This window comes from Halobacterium noricense, assembly GCF_021233435.1.
In the GTDB taxonomy this organism is placed as follows: Archaea; Halobacteriota; Halobacteria; order Halobacteriales; family Halobacteriaceae; genus Halobacterium; species Halobacterium noricense.
Genome location: NZ_CP089468.1, coordinates 1021014 through 1039297 on the forward strand (window position 1 = coordinate 1021014; position 18284 = coordinate 1039297).

The window sequence follows — 18284 nt, forward strand, 5'->3', positions numbered from 1 at the left end:
AAGCGTTACTCCTCGCTGCAAGCGGTCAGTCCTCGGAGAGCCGCCGGTAGATGCGGATTCGTGGGTCTGCGGCCTCGAATCGCTCCTTGACGCCGCTCGGGAGGGTTTCAGTCTGTCCGAGCACGAGGTGGCCACCCGGCCGGAGGGATTCGCTGACGGTGTCGAGGATGGGGTGCTTGTACTGCTTGTCGATGTAGATGCAGACGTTCCGACAGCAGACGAGGTCGAAGCCCGACTTGGGGTCGCCCGTGATGAGGTCGTGGCGCTCGAAGGTCACGAGGTCTTTGACGTGGTCGGCGACGACGAACCCCTCGTCGCCACGCTCCTCGACGTACGCCATCGGGTCGTCGAGGAAGTCGAGTTGGTCGCGGATGTCCGCGGTACGCGTGCTCTGGTAGAACCCCTCGCGCGCGCGGTCGAGGGCGTCCTCGTCGATGTCGGTCGCGAGGATGTCGACGTCCCGTTGGGGGATGCCGGCGTCGAGCGCGAGCATCGCCAGCGAGTACGGTTCGCGGCCGTCCGCGCACGCCGCCGACCAGATGGACACCGACGAACGCTCGGCGGCGGTGTCGACGAGCACGTCTTCGAGCGCCGCCCAGACCTTGTTGTCCCGGAAGAACTGCGTGACGTTGACGCTGAGTGTGTCCAGGAGTTCGGCGCGTTCGTCGGGGTCCTCGCGGAGGATGGCGAGGTACTCGGCGTACGTGTCGGCGTCGCGGCGGCGCATCCGCGCGGAGACGCGGCGGTCGAGGTAGGCGTCGTCGTAGTAGCTGGTGGCGAAGGTCGTCTCGCGCTCGACGAACGCCAGGAGGTCCTCGAAGTCGGTCATATCACGTCCACCCCGTCGACGCGGTCTATCGTCACGTCGCCGCTCGCCGGGCAGAAGGTCACCGACCGGCCCGTGCTGCCGCCGGTCTCGCTGGCGACGAGCGGAATTTCGGCCTCGCCGAGCACGCGCTCGGCGGCTTGGACGTTCCGGTCGCCGATGGCTTCCCCGACGGAGATGTCCAGCATCGCGGAGCCACCGGCGAGCTTCGCGGCGACGTTCTCGGGGTCGGCACCGCGTCGGTACATCGCCGCGAGCATCTGGTCGAGCCCGGAGTCGACGTACTTCGCGGGCTTCTCCGCGGGCGACGGCGCGGCGGGCAGCATCGCGTGCAACAGTCCGCCGACCGCGACCTCCGCGTCGTAGACGGCGACCGCGACGCAGGAGCCGAGCCCGCTGGTGACGAGCGTGTCGTCGCCGTCCGTGACCCGCCAGTCGGCGACGCTGACGCGTGCCTTCCGCGTCTCGCTGCTCACGACTGCTCACCCCCGGTGTCGTACGCCGGTGGGAAGTCGGGGTCGGCGTCGCCCGCGGAGAGTTCGGCCGCAATTTCGGCGACGGTGTCGGCGTCCTCGGGGCTGGGGAACGCGCAGACGCGACACGTCACCTCGTCGTTGAGCGCGACCGTGGCGTCCACCACGGCGACAGTGTCGGCGTGGCGGCCGTAGGCCGCGGCGACCGTGTCCAGCACCGCGCGGCCGTCGTCGTGGACGTGCGAGGGTATGGAGACGTCGATGGTGGTGTCGAGGGCGTTCGCCCAGCCGTCGAGCACGCCGCTGGCGGTGACGTTCCCGAGTTCCGCGACCGCGCTCTCGGCGAGCGCGGCATCCGGGTCCTCGGCCGGCACGAGCGCGTCCGCGACCGCGCCGGGCTCGCTCTGGTCGAACAGCACCGCGAGCACGGTGTTCACGGGACCGTCGCTCTCGAAGACCGCGCCCTCGTAGGCGGCGTCGTCGAGCAGCGACGGCACGTCCTCGACGGGCACGAAGTCGAAGTGCGACTCCACGACGTCGGGGTCGATGCCGGTCATCGCGCCGAGGTGGTCGGCGACCGCGTCCGCGCTGTGTGCGGTCAACTGCGCGTACGACGCGAGCGCGTCCGGCGAGAGGGAATCGTCGTCCGCGAGGTAGTCGACGAACTGCTCGGCCGCGGGCAACACCGCGAACCGACAGGTGCCCTCGACGCCTGCGAGTCCGATGCGACTCTCGAAGACGAACGCAGCGCCGTCGGCGATGGCGACGTCCCCGACGAGCGAGTCGTCGGCGGTGACGGCTTCCGGCGGCTCGATGTCGATAGTGCCGTCGGCGGTCTCGGCCCAGCCGTCGACGAACCCGCTGGTGAGAATGTTCGCTACCTCGGGGAGTGCGTCGCCGCCCATCCCGGTCTCCTCGGCGACGCGCGCGGCAAAGGGCTTCTCGAAGGAGACGAGTGCGTGGCCCGCGAGCGCGCCGTCGAACGGCACCGCGATGCGGGTCGCTGCGTCGCCGAGGAACGCCGCGAGCCCGTCGGCGTCGACGAGCGTGGTGCGCGAAATCTCGCAGTGCGCGGGGACGCCGGTCAGCGTTTCGAGGGCGTCGGCGGCGCGTTGGCCGCCCTCCGCGCCCGTGTGGCTGAACGACGCCAGCGAGTCGAGGTCGACGCGCATCAGATGCTGTTGATCATCGAGACGAACTCCTCGATGTCCGGGAACGAGTAAATCTTGGCCTCGACGTCCGCGTCGGGCGCGGACAGCGTGGCGTCGAACACCATCGCGATCTCGTGCTCGCCGGGGTCGACGCAGTGCGCGACGATGTCGTCGCCGGAGGCCCGGAAGAGGTTCGGCGTGGAGATGTCGATGGTGCGGCCGAGCACGTTCGCCCAGCCGTCGATGAATCCGCTGGTCATGATGTTGCCGACCTCTCGAATCGCGGAGCGCTCCATGTCGCTGTACGCGCCGCCGTCGCTCTCGATGCCGCCCATCATCGTGGAGGCCACGCGGCGCGCGCTCGCGTCGTCGAACAGCACGAGCACGGAGCCGTAGGGTTCCTCGGTCAGCGGGACGTTGACGCCGACCTGCTTCTGGTTGCCGAGGTGCGCGCCGAGGTCCTCGACGTCGATGACGTTGATTTTCGTAATCTCCATCTCCGTCTCGACCCCGGTGAGCTGGCTGAGGTTGTCCGCGACCGTCGTCGCGCCCTCGCGGGCGAGTTCGTTCACCGTCTGCAGCCGTCGGATGTCTATCATCGTGCTCATGGTTAGAGAGTCGAGACGTCCAGGATGGTCACCACGTCGCCCTCCCCGAGGACTGCCGCGCCCGAGAGGCCCGGAATCCCGGAGAGGATGCCCTCGAAGGGCTTGACGACGACTTCCTCCTGGCCGCGGACGTCGTCGCAGTGGACCGCGACCTGTCGTTCGGTGTCGCGAATGCGGACGAGCATGCCGTCGTCCTCGCGGGTCTCGCCGGGAACGTTCAGCGCGTCGCCGAGGCGCACGAGCGGGTAGACCGTCTCGTCGTAGGTGATGACTTCCTCGCCGTCGACGGCCTTGACGGGCTTCATCCGCGAGATTTCGTCGACGGTCTTGATGGGGATGCCGTACTCCTCGCCGCCGCTCTCCACGAACAACACCTTCACGATGGCGACAGTCACCGGCAGCGTCATCGTGAACGTCGTCCCCTCACCGGGGATGCTGGAGACGGAGACGGAGCCGTCGAGGCGCGTGACGGTGTCGCGGACGACGTCCATCCCGACGCCGCGCCCGGAGATGTCGGTCACCTCGTCGTTCGTGGAGAACCCGGGGTGGAAGACGAGGTCCTCGACTTCCGCGTCGGTGAGTTCCTCGGCCTCCGAGCGCGGCAGAATCTCCTTCTCGACGGCCTTCTCGCGGACGCGCTCCCGGTCGATGCCGCCGCCGTCGTCCCGCACCTCGATGACGACCTGGTCGCGGTTGCGCTCCGCCGACAGTGTCACGGTCCCCTCGGGGTCTTTCGCGTTGGCTTCCCGCTCCTCGGGTGGCTCGATGCCGTGGTCGACGGCGTTGCGCAGCAGGTGCATCAGGGGGTCGCTGATCTCCGTGAGGATGGTGCGGTCGAGTTCGACGTCGTCGCCCTCCACGACGAACTCGATATCCTTACCCTGCTCGCGGGCGAGGTCGCGGACGAGCCGCGGGAACTTCCCGACGATCTTCTTCATCGGGACCAGCCGCATGTCCATCACGGTGTCCTGGAGGCTCCCGGAAATCTTGTCGAGTTCGTCGAGTTCGTCGTCGACCTGCCGGTCGCTGCCCTCCATCCCGCGCCGGAGTTTGATGCGCGTGGTCACCAACTGTTCGACGAGCCCGTGGAGTTCGTCCAACTGGTCGACGTCCACGCGCACGGACTGAATCTCGGTGTCGGTCGACGCAACTGCGGACTCACTTTCGTTCTCGTCACTCGCTTCGGCAGCCGGTTCCTCAGTAGCAGCAGCCGGTTCGTCCGTCGCGTCGTCAGACTGGTCGTTCGCCGCAACTGCGTCCGCGGCGGCGTCGGTGAGTTCCGTGACCGTGGCGTCGTCGAGCTTCGGGAACGAGTGGACCGTCGCGGCAACGTCGGCAATATCGCTGGCGACGACGAGGTCGAAGCCGTCGTCGTACTCGCCGTCGTTGATGGCTTCGAGACTGGGGTCGGCACCGAGCAGGTCGAACTCCGCCTCGGCGGCCTCAAGCACGAGCATCCCGTCGACGCCCTTCATCTGGGAGTCGCTCATGTCGACGTGGACGTGGAAGACGCGGCGGTCGACGCTCTCGACGGTCTCGGCGTCGACGATTGCGAACGGGTCCGCGTCCGGCGTGGTCTCGGACTCGTCGGTGGCGTCTTCGCCCGCCCCGGCGGGCTCGTCGCCCGCTTCGTCGAGGACCGCGCGCACGGACGCGACGGTCTCCGAGACGTCCCGTTCGACTTCGCCGTTCGCCTCGATTTCGTCGAGGCACGCCTCGATTTCGTCGACGCCCTCGAAGATACGGTCCATCCGGTCGCCCGTGACTTCGAGCTCTTCCTGCCGCATCGCGTCGAGGAGGTCCTCGACGGCGTGGGCGAGTTCGCTGGCGTCCTCGAAGCCCATCGCGCCGAAGTTCCCCTTCAGCGTGTGGGCGGTCCGGAAGATGGCGTCCATCGCCTCCTCGTTGCCGGGGTCGGACTCCAACTCAAGCAGCGCGTTGTTCAGGTTCGTTACGTGTTCTTCGCCCTCGCGCACGAACGCTTCCAGGTAGTCGTCCATTCAGGAACTCCTCCGTATCGAGTCGGTGATCGCTTCGGTCAGTCGGTCCGCCGGCAGCACCTCGTCCACGCAGCCGGTCTCGATGGCGCGCTCCGGGATGCCGAAGACGGCGCTGGTCGCCTCGTCCTGCGCGAACGTCGCGCCGCCGGCCTCCTTGACCGCGCGGATGCCGTCAGCGCCGTCCGTCCCCATCCCCGTCAGCACAACCGCGACGAGCGGGTTCGTGATGCGCTCAGCCGCGGATTCCATCGTCACGTCGATGGCGGGCCGCACGCTGTGGCGGCGCTCGCTCTGGTCGAGGCGCACGCGCAGGCGGCCGTTCGAGTAGCCCGACACCTGCATGTGGTAGTCGCCGCGCGCGACCAACCCCTCGCCGCCGCTGATGCGGTCGCCGTCCGCGGCCTCCTTGATGTCGTACTCGCTGGTCTGGTCGAGGCGCTTGGCGAACCGCGACGTGAACTGGTCGGGCATGTGCTGGACGACGAGCACGCGGAAGTCCGCCTCCCGCGGGAGCGCGCTCAGAATCGACTCCACGACGTTCGGGCCGCCGGTCGACGCGCCGACGAGCAGCGTCGGGTGGTCGACGTACTCGGTGTCGACTGCCGGTGTACTGGTCGCCGGCGCGGACTGCTGGACGTCGTAGCCTGCCATCGGGTCCGCCGCGGCGACGTCCTCGACCGCCGCGACCAGTTCCTCGCTGTGTCCCGAGAGTTCCGTCGAGATGGTGCCGCCGGGCTTCGCGAACGTGTCGACAGCGCCTTTCTCCATCGCTTCCAGCGTCGCGTCGGCGTCCTCGGTGGTCAACGCGGACAGCATCAGAATCGGCGTCGGGTGGCGGTCGGTGATGGCTTCGACCGCTTCGATGCCGTTCATCTCCGGCATCTCCACGTCCATCGTCACCACGTCCGGGTCGAGTTCCTCGACCTTCGTGACGGCCTGCTTGCCGTTGGCCGCGGTGTCCACGACGTCGACGCCGCCGTTCTCCAAGATGTCGCTGATGACCGTCCGCATGAAGTGCGAGTCGTCGACCACCAGCGCCGTCGTCATGCCGCCAACACGTCGGAGATGGCGTCCATCACGCTGGGCTTCTGGAACGGTTTCGTGATGTAGCCGTCCGCGCCCGCCTTGACGGCCTTCTTCATCTTCTCCTCCTGGCCGATGCTCGTGCACATGATGATGTGGGCGCTCGGGTCGTGATTCTTGATTTCGCTGGTCGCCTCGATGCCGTCACGAATCGGCATCACGATGTCCATCATCACGAGGTCGGGGTCGTGCTGCTTGTACATCTCGACGGCTTCGACCCCGTTCTCGGCCTCGTCCGCGATTTCGAACTCCTCTTCGAGAATCTCGCGGAGCAAGTTCCGCATAAACTCCGAATCGTCCACCAGTAGGACCTGCTTCGCCATGCCTCCCTCGTTTAGCGAAGGGGCTAATAAACCCTCCTCCCCGATTATCATTATGTTTAGTTTAGCGAGGCCCACCAGATAGCGAACGCTTGCAGCCACGATCTTGCCATCGTTCCATCAACGTGATTGAAAATCTTACTAAACGGGGGAGTGCGTCGTTTAATAGAGACGTAAGAAGAATACCTGAGGCTGTAGCCGAAGGATGCATTCAATAACGGCGCCATGGTCCATCATCGATGGCAGGGCTGGATATTCCAGACTAAATCCTAGCTTTCACAGGAAGCCCTAGTATAGGTGGTTATAGAGACGTTTCATAATGCTGGAGGTCCACCGAACCCATGTCGCGTCTATCCGCAACCACAGGAAGGTCGAAGACTCACTTGACCGGCATGGGTGGAGTGCCAGCAAACTCTGGAACGTCGCAAACTACTACTCCCGAGAAGTCTGGGACGAAACCGGGAAAATTCCTGATCACGGAGAGCTCAAAGCCGAGTTGAAGACACATCCAAAATACAACGGACTACACAGCCAGTCCAGTCAGCGCGTTCTGGAGGAACTCGCTGAAGCCTTCAACTCTTGGTACGGCTCTGATGACGACCGGGATAATCCGCCCGGCTACCGCAAGACAAACTACTACGACGATGAGGGCCGCCGCGTCCACGAAGAACATCCTCGCTCGACGGTGACGTGGAAGCAGAATGGTATCCGTCACGACACCAAGAACAATCGTGTAAGGCTCTCAAAAGGCGCAAATCACAAGAAACACCCAAAGGCGTGGGAGTACATCCTTGTCGAATACGAAACACGCCCCAGTGTCACCGTTGAGAATCTCCAACAGGTTCGCGCCATCTACGATAATGCGAAGGACCGCTGGGAGTTACACCTCGTCTGCAAAGACGAACTCGAGACGCCCGACGCACCCGGGACTGAGACAGCGGGCATCGACCTCGGAATTTCGAATTTCGCCGCTGTCGCCTACAGCACCGAAGATGCCGACCTGTACCCCGGCAATCGCCTGAAACAGGACGGCTACTACTTCCCGAAAGAAATCGCCAACTGCGACGACTCGGGCGGTGACCGAGCCACGCGACTCCATCACAAGTGGAGCGAGCGCCGCACTCATTTCTTCCACTCCTTGGCGAAGCACATCGTCCAACGATGCGTCGAGAAGAGTGTTGGCCGCATTAATGTTGGAGACTTGGAAGGCGTCCGCGAGGACGAAAACGGAGAGTCAAAAAACTGGGGTCGGCACGGGAACCTCGACTTGCACGGGTGGGCGTTCGACCGCTTCACCAGTATTCTCACCTATAAGGCGAAAGTCAAGGGGATCGAAGTCGTGGAAGTGTCCGAACGGGACACAAGTAAGACGTGTTGCGTCTGCGGGAGAGAGGACGGCAGTCAGCGCGTCGAGCGTGGCCTATACGTCTGCGAGGCGTGTGACGCGGCGTTCAACGCGGACGTGAACGGGGCGGAAAACATCCGCCTTGACCTGAACGCAAGTAACTCTGAGTCTCGGCCTGTTTTGGGTGGAGATAGGAGTACCGGCTGGTTGGCACAGCCAGCAGTCTACCTTCATGACTTGTCGTGCGGATTCCAACCGCAGGCACAAGTGGTCGACTGCAAACCCTAAGATCCCAATCCAGCGGCGCGGTACCGTGGGATTCCTCCGCGTTCACGCGGAGGAGGATGTCAACAGCGTTGATTGTCGCCTTTCTAATCATCAGCGACCGCGTCGATGAGCCGGTCGATGTCCAGCCACAGCACGAGGTCGACGTCGGCGTCCTCGATGTCCTCGTCCTCGTCTAACTCCTCGGTCAGTTTCCGGATGACGCCCTTGACGAGGTCGCGCTCGACGGCTGCGGTGCCGATGCGGGCCACGTCCTCGCCCGTGTCGACCTGCACGTCGGCGTACTCCGAGACTTCCGTGACTTCGGCGACGCGCAGCCCGATTTTCTGCTTGTCGTCGTCGCGGTCGAGCACGAGGATGTTGTCGGAAGCGAGGTCGCCCTCGATGGCGAGGAACTCCCGCGGGTCGACGATGGCGGTGGTTTCCCCGCGGAGGTCCATCACGCCCTCGACGGCGGCCGGGGCGCGCGGCACGCGGGTGACTTGCTTCGACTCGACGATGCTGTCGACGGCGTCGATGTCGATGGCGCAGACCTCGTTGCCGAGTTCGAACTCGACGACGTGGGCGGCGGTCTCGACCGTCCGGTCGCCGCCCTCCAGAGTCATCATGGCTGTGAGAACAGACGACCACCGATAAAACCCTTTCGCGGCCGTTATCAGCGCGGAAAACCGGAGCCTACCGTCGCTTCGGGAAGACGAGCCCGTCGTTCTCGGAGACCGTCTCCACGAGGTCTCGAATCGAGTCGTCGGGACCGAGGTCGTGGGCTTCGAGGTACGCGACGAGCCGCGAGGTCGGGTAGCGCGCCTGCACGCTGGACTCCGAGAGCAGGATGCCGAGCGCCTCGTCGACCGGCGTCCCCGCTGCGACCTGCTGGGCGTACCAGACGAGCAGCCCGTCGAACGCCGCGCCGATGTCGTCGGTGGCGAGCTGCTGGTGGTTGATGGAGTCGCCGGACTTGGCGGCGATGCGGTAGGCGTACTCGCTGTCGTGTTCGTCGAGTTCGTCGCCGAGCCACCGCTTCACTTCCCGGCCCGATACCTCGCCGGCGTCGACCGGGCTGTTCGCGTCCGTCGCTCGCTCGGATGCTTCCGCCGACTCGTCGTCGGCTTCGGGCTGGTCGGATTCCTCGGCCGCGTCGCCGTCGCTGCCTTCGTCGCCGCTGTCGTCGGTCTCCGGGGGTTTCGGCGGCCCGTCGGGGCCGATGACGTACCGGTCCTCCCCGATGGCCGCGACCTCCTCGCGGGCCTCGATGTCGAGTTCGTCCGGGGAGAGGACGGTTTCGTCGGCGTCCGGGTCGCCGGATGGGGCCATACCTCAGGTTTAGCCGCGGGCGGTTTAAAATCTATCGCGGAGTGCAGCGCGACGACCCGCCTGAACGGCCACCTACCTTTTTCGCACGCCCAATCGAAGAATCGCGCATGTCGTGGTACGCGGTCGAGTCGCTGGACGAGGCGCTCGCCGAGACGCGGTCGCTGCTGGTGCCCGTCGACGTCGGTGTATGGGTCCGGCTGGCGGTCATCACGCTGCTCGCCGGATTGACGCCGCCGCAGACGCCGACGATCTCCGTCGACGTACCGCCGCAGGCCATCGTCGAGTACGGAGACGCGTTCACGCAGCCGCAGTTCGTCGCCGCCGCCCTCTCGCTGCTCGCGATAGCGGTCGTCGTCGTGCTCCTATTTGCCGTTATTGGCGCGGTCATGGAGTTCGTGCTCGTGGACGCCCTCCGGTCGCAGGAAGTCCGCGTCCTCGCGCCGTTCCGCCAGCGCCTCGGTTCCGGGCTGCGGCTGTTCGGCTTCCGCATCCTCGTCACCGTCGCCGTCCTTCTCGCCCTCGCTGCCGTCGTCGCACCCGTTATCCTCGCGGCGTCTGCAGAGACGCCGCTGCCACTGCTCGCGCTCGTCGTGACCGTCCCGCTGTTGTTCGTCGTCGCCCCCGTCGCGGCACTCGTCTCCGAATTCACGACGGCGTTCGTCGTGCCGCTGATGGCCGAACACGGCGACGGCGTCCTCGACGGTTGGCGACGCCTCTGGCCGACGTTGCGCGCGGAGTGGCGGGAGTTCGCGGTGTACGTCCTCGTGAAAATCGTCCTGCTACTCGGTGCCGGCGTCGTGTTCAGTCTCGCGGGGGCCATCGTCGCGGTGCCCGTCGGCATCGCGGTGTTCGGTGCCACGCTCACGCCGGTCGCACTCGTCGCCGTCGCTATCGCTGCACTAGTCGGGGTCGTCCTGCTCGCTGCGGTCAGCGTCCCCGTCGTCACCGCGCTGCGCTACCACTCGCTGTGCACGCTTGCAGCGTCGGAGGCGGAGTTCACGCTCCGGTAAGCGCGCCCAACAACTCGATGGCGAGTTCCTTGTCGAGGGGGTCGTTGGCGTTCCCGCACTGCGGGGACTGCACGCACGCCGGACAGCCGTCCGCGCAGTCACACGATTCGAGCATGGCGAGCGTGCGCTCGGCGAGTTCGGCGACGGAGTCGAAGCCCGCGCGCGCCAGCCCGACGCCGCCCGGGTAGCCGTCGTAGATGAAGATGGTCGGCCGGCCCGTGTGCGGGTGGACGGGCGTCGAGAGCCCGCCGACGTCGCCGCGGTCGCAGAGCAACTCCGTGGGGAACATCGAAATCATCGCGTGCTCGGCGGCGTGAATCGCGCCCGGGAGGTCGCCCGCCGCGCGCAGTTCGGCCTCGACGTCCGACGGCACCGTGTAGTAGAGCGCGCGCGTCTCCAGCGTCTGCTGGGGGAGGTCGAGGCTCACGGTCGCCTCCGACTCGCCGCGCTTGGCGTTCCGGCGCTCGTAGCCGGTCACCTGCTCGGTGAGCGTGACGTCCGCGAACCGCACCGGGACGTCGTCACGGGCGAACGGCGCGCGCTCCTCGCGGTCCTCGCGGACCTCCACGTCCTTGTCCGTGAGGACGCGCGTGTAGTGGTCGGCGTACGTCGGCTGGAGGTCCGCCACGTCGTTGGCGAGGTCGAGGTCCACGACCTCGTAGCGCTGGCCCTGGTGGTGGTAGATTGCGCCGGGGTGGGCGTCCCGGAGCGCGTCCGAGAACTCCATCGTCGCGACAGTATCACCTGAAGGGTCGAGCAATCGGATTTCGCGGTCGTCGATGGAGCGCAGGCTCATCTCGTGCTGGGGGCTGCCGTCGCCGGCGTACGTCCAGCGGGTGCCGGAGTCGGTCTCGCGGCGTTCGAGCACGCCCCGGCTTTCGAGTGTTCGGACGCGCTCGGCAAACTGCGGGAAGTACTGGTCGTCCGCGGGCGACAGCCAGTTCTCGCGCGCCGCGGACGCGAGGTGCGGGTCCAACAGGTGCTCGTTCGCGGGGTCGACGATGGCGTCCTCGGGGTTCCCGTCGAACAGCTCCTCGGGGTGATTCATCACGTACTGGTCGAGTTGGTCCTCGCCCGCGACGAGCGCGACGGCGGCGGGGTCCATGCCGCGGCCGGCGCGGCCCGCGCGCTGGAACGTGTTCATCCGCGTGCCCGGGTAGCCGTCGAGGAGGACGGCGTCGAGGCCGCCGACGTCCACCCCGAGTTCGAGCGCACTCGTACTCCAGACGCCGCGCAGGCTGCCGTCGTGGAGGCCGGCTTCGAGGCTGCGCCGGCGGTCGTCCGTCAGGGCTGCCTGGTACGCCGCAATCTCGCTGGCGAGGTCGTGCTCGCCGCGGTCGCGGAGGTCGTCGGCGGTGCCGGTGGCGTTGCGCTCCGCGCCCTGCCGGGAGCGCGTGAATGCCAGCGTCTGGTGGCCGCGCATCACGAGATCGGCCATCAGATTCCGCGTCTCGACGTGCGAGGAGCGCCGCCGGCCTTCGCCGCCGGCTTCCTCTGGCGGATTCCACAGCAGCCAGTGCTGCGGCCCGCGCTCGCTCGTATCTTGCTCGACGAGCGCGAACCCGGACTCGGGTTTGCCCGTCACGCGCGCCGCGTGCTCGACCGGGTTGCCGATGGTCGCCGAACAACAGACGAAGTCGGGGGAGCCTTCGGTCAGGTGGCTCCCGTCGGAGCCACCACCGCTGTCGAATCGTTTGCAGACTCGCCGCAGCCGGCGCAGCACGTGGGAGACGTGGCCGCCGAAGACGCCGCGGTACTCGTGGACCTCGTCGAGCACCACGGTCTCCAGTCCCGAGAAGAACCACTCCCAGAGCCGGTGGCCGTGGGGCAACAGCGCGTAGTGTAGCATCTCGGGGTTCGTCAGCAGGACGGTCGGCCGGCGGTCCCGCACGGCCTGTTTCTCCGAGCGGGAGAGTCGACCCGTGTACGTATCGACCTGCACGCGGCTCCCGAACCCGAGGTCGCTCGCGAGCTCGGTCAAGGTCTCCTTCTGGTCGGCGACGAGCGCGTTCTGCGGCGCGACGTACAGCGTGCGGCCGCCGTGGTCCATCGCGCGCTCGAACGCCGGCACCGTGTACGCGAGACTCTTCCCGCTCGCGGTCGGCGTCGCGACCACCACGTCGTCGCCGGCCCGCACAGCGTCGGTGGCGTCGGCCTGGTGCTCGTAGAGCGCGTCGATGCCGCGGTCCGCGAGCGCAGACTCGAGGCGGGATTCGAGGTCGACGCCCCGCGTGCTCGCGTCGCGGCCGGGGAGCGTGCGCTCGTCGACGAGTTGGCCGTCGTAGTGCGGGCGGTCCCGGAGCCAGTCGGCGAGGTCGTCCACGCTCGTGAGTCGGGGCTGGTCGGCCTAACGGTTTCCGGTGGTGGCACTCGCGTCGGCCGGCTGCGCCGGAGCGATAACTACTTTCCCACCGCGGGACCGAGACGGGGACATGTTCCCGCGGCTGGAGTACCTCGAGTGGATTTCCGGACGACCCGAGGTCGCGCTGTACGACCTCGCGTCCAGCGACCTGCGCGGCGACCGCGGCCACGAACCCGAGGCCGTGCCCAAGCCGCTGGAGGGTCTCGACGACCCACCGAGGGGCGCGACGCTGGAGACCCAGATTGCCGGCGAGTACGGCGTCGAACCCGAACAAGTGCTGGTGACGCCGGGCGCGACGATGGCGAACGTCGTCGCCGCCGCGACCGCGCTCCACCTCGGCCCCGACGAGGAACCCGAGGAGAAACAGCGCGTGCTCGTCGAGAAACCGAGCTACGAGCCGCTCGTGAAGACGCCCGGGGCGCTCGGCGCGGAGGTCGACCGGTTCCTGCGCGGCGACGTCTACCGGCTCGACGTCGAGCGCGCGGCGAACGCGCTCACGGAGTGGACGCAACTCGTCACGGTGACGAACCGCCACAACCCCAGCGGCTCGATGGCGGAGCGCGAGACGCTCTCGGACCTCGCGGACGTCGCCAGCGACGCCGGCGCGCGCCTGCTCGTGGACGAAGTGTACGCTCCCTACGTCACCGAGGCCCGAGATGGTCCGTTCGGCGGGCCGACCGTGGTCGGGCTCGACGGCACCGTCGTCACGAGTTCGCTGACGAAGTTCTTCGGGCTCGACGACCTCCGCATCGGGTGGCTGGTCGCGGACCGCGAGTTCGTCGAGCGCGCGCGCTCGGTGTCGAAGCACTTCCTCGGCGTCGCGGACACGAGCCGGGCGCTCGGTCGGCGCGCGCTCCACAACGAGGACCACCTCGCGGAGCGCTCGCGGACGCTGCTCGCGGAGAACACCGAACTGTTCGAGGCGTTTCTCGCCGAGCGCGACGACGTCGAGGGGTTCCTCGCGGAGGGATCGACGTTCGCGTTCCTCGACCCCGACAACGTCGACGGCGACGAACTCGCGGCCGCCGCGTGGGAGGAGGGCGTGCTCGTCGTCCCCGGTCGATTCTTCGGGGAGGAAGAACGCGTCCGCGTGAGCCTCGGACGCAACCCCAGCGAGGTCGCGCCCGCACTCGACGCGCTCGGCGCAGTCCTCGACCGGTTCCAGTAGCCGCGTCGGACGCCCGTGGGACGCGAGCCTCGAACACTTATGGGGCACCGCGACAATCACCACGACATGGACTCCGAAGCAGACGAAATCACCTCGCTGGTCGGCCGCGAGGTGTACTCGAACAACGGCGTCTTCGTCGGGGAAGTCGAAGACGTCCGCCTGGACCTCGACACGGAAGTGGTGAACGGCCTCGCGCTCAGCGAACTCAACCCCGCGCTGTTCGCGGACACCGAGACCGGGAAGAAGGGCGTCATCATCCCGTACCGCTGGGTGCGCGCGGTCGGCGACGTCGTGCTCATCAACGACGTCGTCGAGCGCTACGAGAGCCCCGACGAGGACGCCGAACTCGCGGTCTAACTCCCTTTCTGCGGTCTTCGTCGCCGTCCCCGGGTGACACTCCGGAGTCGAATCGTGTAAGGCGTCGCACCCGCTCGGCGGAGACATGGAAGTCGTCGGCCGGCTGCTCGCCCTGCTCGTTTTGCTGCTCGTAGGGACGGGGATGCGGGTCGCCGGCGTGCTCGACGATGCCCGCACGGAGCGGCTCAACGACCTCGCCTACTTCGTCGCGTTGCCCGCGCTCGTGTTCGTGTCCACGTACGACCGCGACGTCGCCGAACTCGTCTCCCCCGCGCTGTTCGGCGGCCTGCTGTTCGTGCTGCTCGTCACCGCGGCGACCGCGTGGGTCGTCCACCGGAACCGCGCCGAGCGTCGCCGCCGGAGCGTCGCCGTCACGCAGTCGTACCACTCGAACCTGGGGTACCTCGGGCTGCCGCTGGTTGCCGCGACGTTCAGCGACGACGTGACCGCCGTCGCGAGCGTCGTGCTCGGCGTCGGTTCGCTCGTCCAGGTGCCGCTGACGGTGTTCGTGCTCACGACCGTCAGCGAGGCCGACGCCTCCGTCCGCGCGGAGTTGGCGAAGCTCGCGAAGAACCCCGTGCTGCTCGCGTTGGTCGCCGGCCTGGTCGTCGGGTCGGTCGGGCTCACGGTGCCCGTGACGGCGACCGCGGGACTGGACTCGCTGGGGACGCTCGCGCTCCCCATCGCGTTGCTGTGCGTCGGCGCATCCCTGGAGGTCGACCTGCCGAACGTCGACGTCGGGGCGACGGGCTCCGTCGTCGCGCTCAAAATCGTGCTGATGCCTGCGATAGCGTGGGCGACGTTCTCGCTGCTGGGCGTGGACACCGCGACGTTCACCGCCGCTGTTGTGATGCTCAGCTCGCCGACCGCGGTGTCGACGTACGTGTTCGCCAACGAACTCGGCGGCGACGAAGCGTTCGCGTCCCTGAACGTCTTCCTCACCACGCTGGTCTCGGTCGGGACGCTGTTCGTCCTCATCAGCGCCCTCAGGTGAACTACGATCGAAGGGCTAGAGAAGATACAGGAGAAACCGCGTATGACTTCCCCGCACGTCGTCTACGACCACCGAACCGTCACATTCTACGACGACTACGTGTCTCTCGCCATTACAGACGGTCGGGTCGAAGCCGACTACGTGCTACCCGACAGAGATCGTGAGACGCCCCATGCGGAATACTTGTTCTCCGACGAGTACGAAACCACGGGGGCAGAGCTACATCGAAAGCACGACGAGTGGCAACTTCACGTTCACTGTAAGAAGGAAAGAGAGTCGGACACGCCGGGACAGCCAACACCTGAGAACGGAACGGTTCTCGGGGTTGACCTCGGCGTGAACAACCTCGCTGTCGCCAGTACGGGCACGTTCTGGACGGGCGCGGAGTTCGACCACTGGCGGCGCGAATACGAAAATCGGCGTGGCGACCTACAAGGGTGCGGGACGCGGTGGGCACACGAGAATATCCAGGCAGTCGGTCGGAAAGAAAAAGGCCGATTCAAGCAGACGCTTCACCGTATCAGAAACGAACTGATTGCAGAAGCCCGTGAAAACGGGTGTTCGGTGATTGCGTTCGAGGACTTAACCGATATCCGCGAGCGGACCGGGGCGTCGTGGGGGCACAAGTGGGCGTTCAACCGCCTCTACGAATATGTCGAATACAAGGCCGCAGAGTACGGTATCACAGTGGAGCAGGTTACCCCGGAAAACACGTCGCGGCGGTGTTCACACTGTGGGTTCACCCACCCGGACAACCGCGACGGCGAAGCGTTCGAGTGCTTGAAGTGCGGGTACGATAGCCACGCCGACTACAACGCGGCCAAGAATATCGGTTTGCGGTATCTTCGTCGCAACCAAACCGGGGGCGACGAAGGCGCACCCTTGGGCGTGCGCTTGAACAGCGGGACGCTGAACGTGAACGGTGACTATGAATCACCTGCCGAGGTTTCGGCTAGAACGGGAGTTCATGCTGAATCCCACCCGTTTACGGGTGGCTAGCTCAACTGCCGTTCGAGCCGCTGGAACTCTCGGACTCGACGCCCATCGCGTCGAAGAGCTTCTGCGTGACGGCTTCCTCGGTCAGCGACAGCAGGGTCTCGCGGTTCTCCTCGGTGGCTTCGATACCCGTGAAGATGCCGAGCGGGATTTCGGCGGACGCCTGCGTGGAGTGGCCGGCGGCCTCGCCGATGTTTTCGAAGGCGTCGCCGAGCACGCGGCCGATGTTCAGCCGGATGTCCTTCGAGCGCGCGGCCAGGTAGATGGTGTCCTCGACGATGCCGAACACCGCGGTCGTCGTGATGCCTTCGAGGTTCAGCAGTTGGGAGGCGGCCTGCGAGAGCGCGTCCCGGTCGCTGATGAACCCCGCGTTCGAGACGAGGTGGCTGCCCTGGACTTCGCGGTTGGCGATGGCTTCCGCGAGCACGTCCAGCGTCTCCGGGCTCATGTTCGGCGACTCCACCTGTTCGAGGGTGTCGTGGTCCGCGAACGGGTAGAGGTACGCCGCCGCGGTGAGGTCCGCGGGCGTCGTGTCCCGGCGGAAATCCAGCGTTTCGGCGCGAATCCCGTACAGGAGCGCGGTTGCGACCTCCTGGCTCACGGAGAGGTCGAACTCCTGGATGTACTTCGTGAGAATCGTCGAGGTCGCGGAGACGTTCGGGCGCACGTCCGCGAACTCCGCGTCGAACTCCTCGTCGACCTCGTAGTGGTCGAGGAAGATGTCGACCTCGCGTTCGAGCGACACCTCGCCGGCCTTCGCCGGGTCGACGAGCGCGACCGTGTCGTAGTCGTCGATGGCGACGTCCTCGTACGGCGTCAACTCGATGTCGAGGAGGTTGACGAACGCGCGGTTCTCCTGGTGGCCGATGTCCCCGAAGTAGAGGATGTCCGCTGCCACGCCGAGGTGGTCCGCGATGGCCTTCAGCGCGGCCGCTGCGGCGATGGAGTCCGGGTCGGGGTTGTCGTGCGTGACGATGGCCAGCCGGTTCTCGGTGCCTCCGATGACCTCCGCGAGCTGGCGGGCCTTGTACTCCAGTTCGCCGGATTCAAGCGCGCGCAGCGCCGCGTCCGCGATGACGGAGGAGGGGTTGATGACGACGTCCGCGCCCAGCTCCGTGAGCTCGTCGCTGGTCACGGGGTCGCTGGCGCGCACGACGACGAACTGCTCGTCGTCGCGCTCGCGGATGTTCGCGACCGCGGCTTCGTTCGCTTCGACGTCAGAGGCCATGATGAGGACGACGTCACGGTCCGAGACCAGTCCCGCGACCTCCTCGTCGCGGATGTCCGCGACCTGCGCGTTCAAGTCCTGGTCGCGCAGCGCCTCCACGCGGGCCTCGTCGCGGTCCACGATGAGGACGTCCTTGCCTCGTTCGACCAACTCCTCGGCGACGGCGTGGCCGACGCTCCCGCAGCCAAGAATGGCGTACGTGGACATCGAGGAGATGGTTGCCCGGCTGCTCATGATGTCCACGGATAGCGGAGGCCGTCACTTAACCTTCCCGACCTGTCGCCAGCCAACCGCCGATTCCGGCCGCGGAGTGGCTCACTACCGCGTTTTCGGACGCCAGTTTCGTGGAGGCGGCCGGGGCTCGCTGGCGGCCGAATCCGGGTGCCGTCGCGGGACTCTCGTCTCGAATCAGAACGTATTTGAGTCGCAGCGTCGAACGATGGGATGCGTTGGGCCGGTAGCTCAGTTTGGCAGAGCGACGGACTCTTAATCCGTCGGTCGCGTGTTCAAATCGCGCCCGGCCCGCTACTCTACTACGACGACCGTGAGCGGCTGTCATGTCGCTCGCATCGTCTCTCGCGTGTCGCAGGCAAGCGATTTGAACGAGACGAGTCGCAGCCCGCACAGTGAGCGGAGCGAACGAGCAGGAACGTCTCGGCGTAGTTCACCATCGCGCCCGGCCCGCTACTCTACTACGACGACCGCGAGCTACGGCCGTGTCACTCGCGTCGTTCTTCGCTTCTGCCAGTCACCCCATTCTAGTGACC

At 66.7% G+C, this 18284-nt stretch carries 17 protein-coding genes, 1 tRNA gene and 1 pseudogene; 7 read left to right on the forward strand and 12 right to left on the reverse strand.

Annotation, left to right across the window (positions count from 1 at the left end):
- Positions 1-25 precede the first annotated feature (25 nt).
- From LT974_RS05600 to LT974_RS05635, 8 genes and pseudogenes are all read right to left on the reverse strand, one after another.
- Positions 26-829 carry a CheR family methyltransferase gene (locus tag LT974_RS05600; protein WP_232589712.1) on the reverse strand — a complete coding sequence of 268 codons (804 nt, stop codon included), beginning with the start codon at positions 827-829 and terminating at the stop codon, positions 26-28.
- A complete protein-coding gene (locus LT974_RS05605) occupies positions 826-1302 on the reverse strand; it encodes a chemotaxis protein CheD (RefSeq protein WP_232589713.1) in 477 nt (158 codons plus the stop codon). Before LT974_RS05605 ends, LT974_RS05600 begins: the two co-directional genes overlap by 4 nt.
- Positions 1299-2471 carry a chemotaxis protein CheC gene (locus tag LT974_RS05610; RefSeq protein ID WP_232589715.1) on the reverse strand — a complete coding sequence of 391 codons (1173 nt, stop codon included), beginning with the start codon at positions 2469-2471 and terminating at the stop codon, positions 1299-1301. The genes LT974_RS05605 and LT974_RS05610 overlap by 4 nt, the downstream gene beginning before the upstream one ends.
- Positions 2471-3058: a chemotaxis protein CheC gene (locus LT974_RS05615; RefSeq protein WP_232589716.1), complete on the reverse strand. Its 588-nt coding sequence runs from the start codon at positions 3056-3058 to the stop codon at positions 2471-2473. Before LT974_RS05615 ends, LT974_RS05610 begins: the two co-directional genes overlap by 1 nt.
- Positions 3059-3060: 2 nt before the next feature.
- A complete protein-coding gene (gene cheA / locus LT974_RS05620) occupies positions 3061-5058 on the reverse strand; it encodes a chemotaxis protein CheA (RefSeq protein ID WP_232589717.1) in 1998 nt (665 codons plus the stop codon).
- The gene (gene cheB / locus LT974_RS05625) at positions 5059-6105 is read right to left on the reverse strand and encodes a chemotaxis protein CheB (protein WP_232589718.1); all 1047 of its coding nucleotides are present in this window, start codon (positions 6103-6105) and stop codon (positions 5059-5061) included.
- A complete protein-coding gene (gene cheY / locus LT974_RS05630) occupies positions 6102-6464 on the reverse strand; it encodes a chemotaxis protein CheY (protein WP_232589719.1) in 363 nt (120 codons plus the stop codon). Before cheY ends, cheB begins: the two co-directional genes overlap by 4 nt.
- A gap of 56 nt (positions 6465-6520) precedes the next feature.
- Positions 6521-6628 (reverse strand): annotated as a pseudogene (locus LT974_RS05635) (IS6 family transposase); the annotation flags it as partial.
- A gap of 152 nt (positions 6629-6780) precedes the next feature.
- On the opposite strand from LT974_RS05635, the gene LT974_RS05640 reads away from it, so the two are divergent.
- Positions 6781-8094, forward strand: coding sequence for an RNA-guided endonuclease InsQ/TnpB family protein (locus LT974_RS05640; RefSeq protein ID WP_232589720.1), 1314 nt, complete (start codon positions 6781-6783; stop codon positions 8092-8094).
- Positions 8095-8177: 83 nt separating this feature from the next.
- Here LT974_RS05640 and LT974_RS05645 read toward each other — a convergent pair whose 3' ends face one another.
- Positions 8178-8699, reverse strand: a complete 522-nt coding sequence (locus LT974_RS05645; RefSeq protein ID WP_232589722.1) for a chemotaxis protein CheW — start codon at positions 8697-8699, stop codon at positions 8178-8180.
- Between the two features lie 67 nt (positions 8700-8766).
- A complete protein-coding gene (locus LT974_RS05650) occupies positions 8767-9402 on the reverse strand; it encodes a DUF7500 family protein (protein WP_232589723.1) in 636 nt (211 codons plus the stop codon).
- Positions 9403-9509: 107 nt separating this feature from the next.
- Here LT974_RS05650 and LT974_RS05655 point away from each other — a divergent pair, with 107 nt between their 5' ends.
- Positions 9510-10412 (forward strand): DUF7544 domain-containing protein, encoded by a 903-nt coding sequence (locus LT974_RS05655; RefSeq protein WP_232589724.1) that lies wholly within the window; start codon positions 9510-9512, stop codon positions 10410-10412.
- Here the strand turns inward: LT974_RS05655 and LT974_RS05660 are convergent.
- A complete protein-coding gene (locus LT974_RS05660; RefSeq protein WP_232589725.1) occupies positions 10399-12735 on the reverse strand; it encodes a DEAD/DEAH box helicase in 2337 nt (778 codons plus the stop codon). The two genes, LT974_RS05655 and LT974_RS05660, sit on opposite strands and share 14 nt — an antisense overlap.
- 109 nt (positions 12736-12844) lie before the next feature.
- Here LT974_RS05660 and LT974_RS05665 point away from each other — a divergent pair, with 109 nt between their 5' ends.
- The 4 genes from LT974_RS05665 (at position 12845) to LT974_RS05680 (ending at position 16292) form a co-directional block, all read left to right on the forward strand.
- Complete coding sequence (locus LT974_RS05665) at positions 12845-13942, forward strand: pyridoxal phosphate-dependent aminotransferase (protein ID WP_232589726.1); 1098 nt, start codon at positions 12845-12847, stop codon at positions 13940-13942.
- A 66-nt stretch (positions 13943-14008) separates the two neighbouring features.
- Complete coding sequence (locus tag LT974_RS05670; protein WP_232589727.1) at positions 14009-14299, forward strand: PRC-barrel domain-containing protein; 291 nt, start codon at positions 14009-14011, stop codon at positions 14297-14299.
- Positions 14300-14384: 85 nt separating this feature from the next.
- Positions 14385-15293 carry an AEC family transporter gene (locus LT974_RS05675; protein WP_232589728.1) on the forward strand — a complete coding sequence of 303 codons (909 nt, stop codon included), beginning with the start codon at positions 14385-14387 and terminating at the stop codon, positions 15291-15293.
- Positions 15294-15299: 6 nt separating this feature from the next.
- Complete coding sequence (locus tag LT974_RS05680; RefSeq protein WP_269785454.1) at positions 15300-16292, forward strand: RNA-guided endonuclease InsQ/TnpB family protein; 993 nt, start codon at positions 15300-15302, stop codon at positions 16290-16292.
- Between the two features lies 1 nt (position 16293).
- Here LT974_RS05680 and LT974_RS05685 read toward each other — a convergent pair whose 3' ends face one another.
- The gene (locus LT974_RS05685) at positions 16294-17751 is read right to left on the reverse strand and encodes a DHH family phosphoesterase (RefSeq protein ID WP_232589729.1); all 1458 of its coding nucleotides are present in this window, start codon (positions 17749-17751) and stop codon (positions 16294-16296) included.
- A 217-nt stretch (positions 17752-17968) separates the two neighbouring features.
- On the opposite strand from LT974_RS05685, the gene LT974_RS05690 reads away from it, so the two are divergent.
- Positions 17969-18042 (forward strand) — tRNA-Lys (locus tag LT974_RS05690).
- Positions 18043-18284 lie beyond the last annotated feature (242 nt).